The organism is Caulobacter sp. 17J65-9, assembly GCF_010975005.1.
Lineage (GTDB): Bacteria > Pseudomonadota > Alphaproteobacteria > Caulobacterales > Caulobacteraceae > 17J80-11.
This window is the reverse complement of the sequence record NZ_JAAIVC010000176.1, coordinates 1-7,602: the sequence shown is the minus strand read 5'-3', so window position 1 is coordinate 7,602 and position 7,602 is coordinate 1. Positions and strand designations below refer to the sequence as shown.

Here is a 7,602-nt window from a genome sequence, read left to right as displayed (position 1 = left end):
GAAGAGGCGCTGAAGCGTCTGCAGTCCGGCCAGCCGCTGACCGGCGGCGGTCCCGGCGCGCCCGCCCCGTCGGGCGGCGGCGGCGGCGCCCGCGCGCAGATGCAGGTGAAGGCCGCGGCCCAGCCGCAGGCCCTGCCCCAGATCACCAGCTTCGACCAGGTCGTGGCCCTGCTGGGCGACAAGCGCGACATCCGCCTCAAGCTCGAGGTCGAGCAGTACGTCCGCCTGGTGTCGTTCAAGCCCGGCGCGATCGAGTTCGAACCCGCCCCCGGCTGTCCCGAGGACCTGACCCGCAAGCTGGCTTCGCGCCTGCGCGAATGGACCGGCCGGCCCTGGCTGATCGCGGCCCAGGGCGGCGGCGGCGCGGAGAGCCTGCTCGAGCGCGAGAAGCGCGAGAAGGCCGAGGAGCGCGAACGGCTGGTGCAGGACCCGTTCGTGCGCGGCGTGATGGCCGCCTTCCCGGGGACCGAGATCGTCGGCCTGCGCCGCATGGTGATGACGCCGACCCCGGCGCCGTCGGCCGGGACGACCGACGACGAAGACGACGATTGATCAATCTTGCTTCGCCGGCGCTGAACCGTAGAACGCCGGTCGTACGGATGCTCAGGAGTTTCGCGTGAAAGACCTCTCCTCCCTGATGAAGCAGGCCCAGGCCATGCAGGAGAAGCTGCAGGCCGCGCAGGCGAAGATGCAGGACACCACCGCCCAGGGCACCTCGGGCGGCGGCATGGTCACCGTCACCCTGCAGGGCACCGGCGAGCTGAAGGGCCTCAACATCGACGAGAGCCTGCTGGCCCCGGGCGAGGGCGAGATCCTGTCCGACCTGATCGTCGCCGCCCACGCCGACGCCAAGAAGAAGCTCGACGCCGCCCAGGCCGAGCTGATGCGCGAAGCGGCCGGCCCCTTCGCCGGCGGCATGCCGGGCATGCCGGGCCTGAAGTTCTAGTTCTGAGGGTGAATGGCCGCTTCCGCCGGACCTGAAATCGAACGCCTGATCGGGCTGCTGTCCAAGCTGCCGGGCATGGGCCCGCGTTCGGCGCGCCGGGCCGCGCTGGCCCTGCTGAAGAAGCGCGACCAGCTGCTGGTGCCGCTGGCGGAGGCCATGACCGTGGCGGCCGAGCGGGTTCGCCCCTGCTCGGTCTGCGGCGCGCCCGACACCCGCGACCCCTGCGCCATCTGCTCGGACCCCGAGCGCGACCGCACCCTGATCTGCGTGGTCGAGGAGGCGGGTTCCCTTTGGGCGATGGAGCGGGTCGGCGCCTTCCGCGGCCGCTACCACGTGCTGGGCGGCCTGCTCTCGGCTCTGGACGGGATCGGCCCCGAGGCCCTGCGCATCGGCCCGCTTGTCGAGCGCGTGCGGGCCGAGGGCGTGGCGGAAGTGGTGCTGGCCCTGCCGGCCACCGTCGACGGGCAGACCACGGCCCACTACGTCGCCGAGCGCCTGGCCCCGCTGCAGGTGGCGGTCACGACTCTGGCCCGCGGCGTCCCGGTCGGCGGCGAGCTCGACTGGCTGGACGACGGCACCATCGCCCAGGCGCTCCGCGCCCGCCGGCCGGCCTGACGGCGTCAGACCGCCTCGGGCGACTCCGCACAGGCGATGACGTCGGCTTCCAGCTCGCCCAGCGCGGCCCATTCCCGGTAGAGCGGGTGGGCGATCAGCGCCTGATGGTACTCGCGGGCGCGGCCCTCCAGCTTCACGCCGTAGGTGACGAAGCGCGCCGCCACCGGCGCGAACATCACGTCGGCGCCGCTGAACGCCCCGAACAGCCACGGCCCGTCCGGCCCGCCGGCCTGCGACCAGATGTGGGCCGCGCGGGCGATCTCGGCCTCGACCTCGGGGGTGATCTCGGCTCGACGATTGCGGCCGCGCACGTTGCACGGCATGGCCGCGCGCAGTTGGTTGAAGCCGGCGTGCACCTCGCCGCACCAGCTGCGCGCTCGGGCGCGGGCCAGCGGATCACGCGGCCAGACGGCCGGATTGAGTTCGGCGACGTATTCGAAGATGGCCAGGGTGTCCCAGATCGCGTGCTCGCCCGCCAGCAGCACCGGCACCAGGCCCGTCTCGCCGCCCCGGCGCTGGACCGCTTCGCGCGATCCGGGCCGATAGAGCAGCACGCCCGCCTCCTCGAACGGCACGCCGGCGAACTTCAGCAGCATCCAGGCCCGCATCGACCAGGACGAGTAGTTCTTGTTGCCGATCACCAGGGTGTGAGCCGTCGGCTCGGGCGTCAGCTCGTTGAACTCCAGCACGTTTCCGTCCGGGTCGCGCAGGAAGCAGGTCCGCCGCCGGCCCCAGTCGACCGGGCCCTCGGTGATCGCCACGCCCCGCGCCGCCGCCCAGGCCAGAAGCGTATCCAGCCGGTCGACCACGAAGGCGGCGTGGGTGTAGCCGGGCCAGCGGGCGTCGACGTCCATCAGCACGTTGCGCCCGTCCGGCGGGGTCTCGCCGTTGAGGATCAGGTTGATCCGCACCCCGCCGGGCGCGACCAGCTCCAGGGCGCGCTCGTTCGAGTGCGGCGCGTCCAGCACGAAACCCAGGCTCTCGTAGAAGGCCTGGGACCGGGCCCGGTCCACGACCCGAAGGCCGACGTGATCGTAAGCGGTGATCTGCATGGGGCGGCTCCGTAGCGCTGCAGCCTTCCTAACCGCGCCGGCGCCTGAGCGGTCCCGACGGTTGCTCGTAGGTCGCGTGAGCCAAATTCACCTGTTTCGACGAGTCTTCGTCGCGGCGGCGGCCTTCGCTGCTAGGCTCGCGCCATGCCGGTCCGCCCGCCCTCGCTGCAATCCGTCGCCGCCTTCGAGGCGGCCGCCCGCCATCAGAGCTTCGCCAAGGCGGCCGACGAGCTGAACCTGACCCACGGCGCGATCAGCCACGCCATCCGCAAGCTGGAGGCCCGGCTCGGCCAGACCCTGTTCGAGCGCCGGGGACGCGGCGTCGCCCTGACCGCCGACGGGCGCAGCCTGGCCGCCCGGGTGCGGCTCAGCCTCAACCTGTTGGGCGACGCCTTCGCGCCGGCGGCGAACGATCGCCAGCGGCTACGCGTGTCGCTGATGCCGTCGGTGGCCAGCCGCATCCTGATCCCGCGCCTGGCCGAGCTGCAGGCCGCCCTTCCCGGGCTGGAGCTGGATCTGCGCTGCTCCAGCGCCCTTGCCGACCTGGCGGGCGGCGAGGCGGACGTGGCCGTCCGCTTCGGTCCGGGCGGCTGGGCCGGGGTGCAGGCCCTGGCTCTGGCCGACGAGCGTCTGGTCCCCGTGGCCAGTCCGGACTTCCGCGGCGGCCGGCCGCCGCGCTCGGTCGAGGACCTGCTGGACTGTCCGGTGATCCGCCACCCGGAGAGCGCCTGGCGGCTGTGGCTGGACCCGCTCGGGATCGACGAGGCGCGTCTGCCGACGGGCCTGGCCGTCGACGACGCCGGCGCGGTGCTGGACGCCGCCGCGGCCGGCTGCGGCGTGGCGTTGGCGCGCGTGCGGCTGGCCGAGCCGGATCTGGCGGCCGGGCGGCTGGTCCGCCTGTTCGAGCGCGAGGTCTCGGCCGAATACGGCTACTGGTGCGTCTGGAACGGCGGCTCGCCCAAGCGGCGGCTGATCGAGGCCTTCGCCGAGCGGCTGCGCGCGCTCATGGCCTGAGCCGCGGCGGCTCGGCCCAGCTTTGTCGGCGGGCGGAATCTCGCTAGCAGGGCCGCCGTCCCAGTGCCTGCCGGCGTAAGAACCGTTCCATGATCTCCACTGTCGTCGACGGCGTCTTCATCCACGTGCGCGACCTGCGCGCCGCGGCCGAGTGGTACGGCGCCCTGCTGGGCCGGCCGCTGAAGCCGGACGAGCTCGAGCGCGGCTACTACACGCTGAACGAGCCCGACCAGCGGCCGTGGATCACGCTGGACGACCACAGCAACGACGCGGCCTTCCAATTCGCGCCCGCGCCCCACCCGGTGCTCAGCCTGCTGACCGACGACCTGAAGGCCGCCCGGGCGCGCCTGGTGAAGCTCGGCGCGCGGCGCGTCGGCCCGGTGCGCGAAGTGCATCCGGGCCTGTCGTGCGTGACCTTCCACGACCCCGACGGCAATGCGCTGATGCTGGTCGAGCGCCGCGCCTGACAGCCTTGCGGGCGGCGGAACGCCGTCCGAGATCACGGGGTTCGCAGGGCATGAGCGCGCCTTCCGAGCCCGTGAAGCGACCTGGCCCGTCGGCCGAGGCCGTCGGCGACGCGTTGTTCCGGGCGTTGATCGAGGGGGCGCCGGTCAAGATGTGGATCGGCGATCCCGACGGGGAGCCGTTCGGCGCCAACGCCGCCTGGCGCCGCTACACCGGTGAGGGCGACGACGAGAAGCCGCTCTGGATCGACGTCATCCATCCCGACGAGCGCGCGGCCGCGATCGAGATCCGAACGCGGGCGCTGGCCGAACGCCGGACTTACGAACTGGTCGCGAGGCTGCGGCGGGCCGACGGGGCCTGGCGATGGCACCGCGCCAAGATCTCACCGATCCACCAGGACGGCGCCGTGGTCGCCTGGGTCGGCTCGGCCATGGACATTCATGACGTGCGCGAGGCCGAAGCGCGGTTCCGCGGCCTCGCCGACACCTTGCCGGCCTTGATCTTCGAGACGGACGCGGGCGGGGGAAACATCTTCGTCAACGAGCGCTTCCAGGCCTTCACCGGCCTGCCGGTGGAAGCCCTGTCCGGCGACGGCTGGCTCGACACCCTCCATGACGAGGATCGGCCCAAGGCGGCGCGGCGTTGGGCGCGAGCTGTCGAATCCGGCGCGAATTTCGAGGTGGAGTACCGCGTCCGCCGCCGGGACGGGGTGTTCCGATGGCACCTGGTCCGCGGCACGCCGATCCGCGACGAGGAGGGGCGTATCGACCGCTGGATCGGCGCCTGCGTCGACATCGACGATCAGAAGCAAGCCGCCGAGCAGCTGCGCGAGAGCGTCGAACTGTTCCGGACCCTGGCGGCCGCGATCCCGCAACTGGCGTGGCGGGCCGACGCCCAGGGCTCGGTCTACTGGTTCAATCAACGCTGGTACGACTACACCGGCGGCACGCCCGCCGACATGGAGGGCCAGGGGTGGCGGCGGGTGCATCATCCCGACCATCTCGAGCGGGTGGTCGAGGGCTATGTTCGCGCCTGCAAGGCCGGCGAGTCCTGGAGGGACACCTTTCCGCTGCGCGGCCGCGACGGCCGTTACCGGTGGTTCCTGGCCCAGGCCGAGCCGATGCGCGACGCCGACGGAAAGGTCGTCAGCTGGCTGGGGACCAACACCGACGTCACCGAGCGGGTCGAGGCCGAACAGCTCCAGGCTCTGCTGGGGCGCGAGATCAGCCACCGGGTCAAGAACAGCCTCGCCCTCGTCTCCGGCCTGCTGACCATGCAGGCGCGCGACCTGGAGGGGGAGCCCAGGATCGCGCTGACCGAGGCCTCGCTGCGGGTGACGACGGTGGCCCGCCTGCACGACCTGCTCTGGCGTAGCGCCAGCGCGCGGACCGTCGACCTGGCGGCGATGGCGCTCGAACTGTGCGAGGGGCTCGCGACCACCGCCCCGCTGCACACGCTGAACTGTGCCGCCGAACCCGTGCAGCTCTCGACCGACCAGGCGATTCCGCTGGCGCTGATGATCAACGAGCTGGTCACCAACGCCTTCAAGCACGCTTATCCCGAAGGCGAGGGTGGTCCCGTGGACGTCGCCGTCGCCCTGCGGGACGGTCGCCTCACCGTCGAGGTCCGTGATCACGGGGCGGGCCTGCCGGCCGGTTTCGACCTTCACCGTCGGCACACGAGTCTCGGCATGAAGGTGATCACCGCCCTGGCGCAGCAACTCGGCGCCGACCTGGTCGCCGAGCAGGCCGAACCGGGCGCGCGGTTCCGCCTGACCATGACCTCGCCGGAGCTCGGGCCCGACCGCGCGCCGTCGCCCCCCGTCGCGCCGGCCTCGGCCTAGCGTCGCCGACCGACGCCGCTTATTAGGGTCCGTCAGCTTCGGGGGGAGCCATGACCGACACCGTTCGCGCGCCGCGCCGCCGATCCGCGCCCAAGCCGGCCCCGAAGCCGGAGCCCGATCCGACCACGTCCGACCCGATCGAGATCGCGCTCGAGATGGTGCAGGACGATCCGGCCCCGGAAAGCCCGGCGCGCCGGCTGATCCTCGAGCAGATCGAACTGATCCGGGCCGAGCGTCATCACCTGCGCTGGCAGTTGGCCTCCGAGCGCGCGGGCCTCGGCCTGAAGCTGCTGACCGGCCTGGCCGGCCTGGTCGCCGCCGGCGTGCTGGCCGCCATGGCCTGGAACGCCGCCGGTTCGCGCTCGCTGACCGTCGAGCCGTTCTCCACGCCCGCCGACCTGGCCGGGCGCGGCCTGACCGGCCAGGCGGTGGCCAGCCGGCTGGTCGACGGCCTGACCGCCCTGCAGGATCAGACCCTGTCGACGCGCGCCGCCGCCAACTACGACAACGGCTGGGGCGAGCGGGCGCGGGTCGAAATTCCCAGCACCGGCGTGTCGCTGGGCGAACTCCAGGCCTTCCTGCGCGACTGGCTGGGCGAGGAGGTCCGCATCTCCGGCGAGGTGACCCGCACCCCGACCGGCGTGGCGGTGACCGCGCGCGCCGGTGGCCAGCCGGGCGTCCGCCTGGAAGGCTCCGAGGCCGAGCTGGACGCGCTGGTCCTGAAGGCGGCCGAGCAGGTCTACGGCATGACCCAGCCTGAGCGGTACGCCGCCTGGGCCAACCAGCACGGCCGCGCCGCCGAGGCGGCCGCCATCCTCGACCGGCTGGCGGTGTCGGGCCCGCGCGCCCAGCGCGCCCGGGCGCAGGCGTCGCTGGCGTCCATGCAGCACGACAACCGGGCCGCCCTGGCCCGGTTCGACCTGGCCCGCCAACTGGATCCGGGACTGCCGACGGCGTGGGAAGGCGTCTACGACCGGCAGGGCGTCCTCGGCCACGACCAGGCGGCGCTTGAGGGCGCGCGCCGGACCGCGGCGCTGCTGAAGGGCCGTCGCGCCGCCGATCTCGCGCCGTGGGCGGCGCATCTCACGCGCAAGTCGGCCGAGGCCACGGTCGCCGAAGAACTGGGCGACTACGCCGGCGCGGCGCGCCTGCGAACGATCGCCGGCGATCCGACCGTCGACCAGCCGGTGATCGCCTGCCGCCGATGCGCCGGCAGCGCCCTGCTGTGGGCGAGCGGCGCCCACGCCAGCGACCGCGACGGCGCGGCCATGCGCCGGCTGCGCGCCCAGGGGCTGTCGACCATGGCCCAGGAGATCTACGTCGCGCCCACGGTCCTGCTCACCGACCTGCGTCTGGCGCGCGCGGTCGAGGACTGGCCCGCGGTCGTCGCACTGGCCGGTCATCCGGCCGCCGCCCCGGCCACCGCGGCCATCGGCGGCGAGCCGAAGGTGGTCATCGCTCCGATGCTGGCGCGCGCCCTGGCCGAAACCGGTCGGACGGCCGAGGCGAAGGCGCTGATCGCCGCCACGCCGGTCGATTGCTACGCCTGCCAGATCGAACGCGGCGCGATCGCCGCCCGCGCCGGCGACGCGAAGGGGGCCGACGCCGCCTTCGCCCGGGCCGTGGCGCTGGGCCCGGATCTGCCGGCCGCCCACGCCGCCTGGGGC

Annotated in this window: 7 protein-coding genes and 1 pseudogene; 7 read left to right on the top strand and 1 reads right to left on the bottom strand. The window is 73.3% G+C overall.

From position 1 onward, the window contains the following. The 3 genes and pseudogenes from G3573_RS18520 to recR all read left to right on the top strand — a co-directional run. Positions 1–552 (top strand): annotated as a pseudogene (locus G3573_RS18520) (DNA polymerase III subunit gamma/tau); the annotation flags it as partial. A 64-nt stretch (positions 553–616) separates the two neighbouring features. Continuing rightward, positions 617–946: a YbaB/EbfC family nucleoid-associated protein gene (locus G3573_RS18515; protein ID WP_163263165.1), complete on the top strand. Its 330-nt coding sequence runs from the start codon at positions 617–619 to the stop codon at positions 944–946. Between the two features lie 12 nt (positions 947–958). Further along, positions 959–1,561, top strand: coding sequence for a recombination mediator RecR (gene recR / locus G3573_RS18510; protein WP_163263164.1), 603 nt, complete (start codon positions 959–961; stop codon positions 1,559–1,561). Between the two features lie 5 nt (positions 1,562–1,566). On the opposite strand, the gene G3573_RS18505 is transcribed toward recR, so the two are convergent. Next, the gene (locus G3573_RS18505; RefSeq protein WP_163263163.1) at positions 1,567–2,613 is read right to left on the bottom strand and encodes a VOC family protein; all 1,047 of its coding nucleotides are present in this window, start codon (positions 2,611–2,613) and stop codon (positions 1,567–1,569) included. Between the two features lie 144 nt (positions 2,614–2,757). On the opposite strand from G3573_RS18505, the gene G3573_RS18500 reads away from it, so the two are divergent. The 4 genes from G3573_RS18500 to G3573_RS18485 all read left to right on the top strand — a co-directional run. After that, on the top strand, positions 2,758–3,627 hold the full coding sequence (locus tag G3573_RS18500; protein ID WP_163263162.1) for a LysR substrate-binding domain-containing protein: 870 nt from the start codon (positions 2,758–2,760) through the stop codon (positions 3,625–3,627). An 89-nt stretch (positions 3,628–3,716) separates the two neighbouring features. Further along, positions 3,717–4,094 carry a VOC family protein gene (locus G3573_RS18495; protein ID WP_163263161.1) on the top strand — a complete coding sequence of 126 codons (378 nt, stop codon included), beginning with the start codon at positions 3,717–3,719 and terminating at the stop codon, positions 4,092–4,094. 50 nt (positions 4,095–4,144) lie between these two features. After that, entirely contained in the window at positions 4,145–5,935 is a 1,791-nt protein-coding gene (locus tag G3573_RS18490) for a PAS domain-containing protein (protein WP_163263160.1), read from the top strand. A 50-nt stretch (positions 5,936–5,985) separates the two neighbouring features. Further along, positions 5,986–7,602, top strand: a 1,617-nt coding sequence (locus tag G3573_RS18485; protein WP_205598360.1) for a hypothetical protein, incomplete at its 3' end; no start/stop codon positions are given.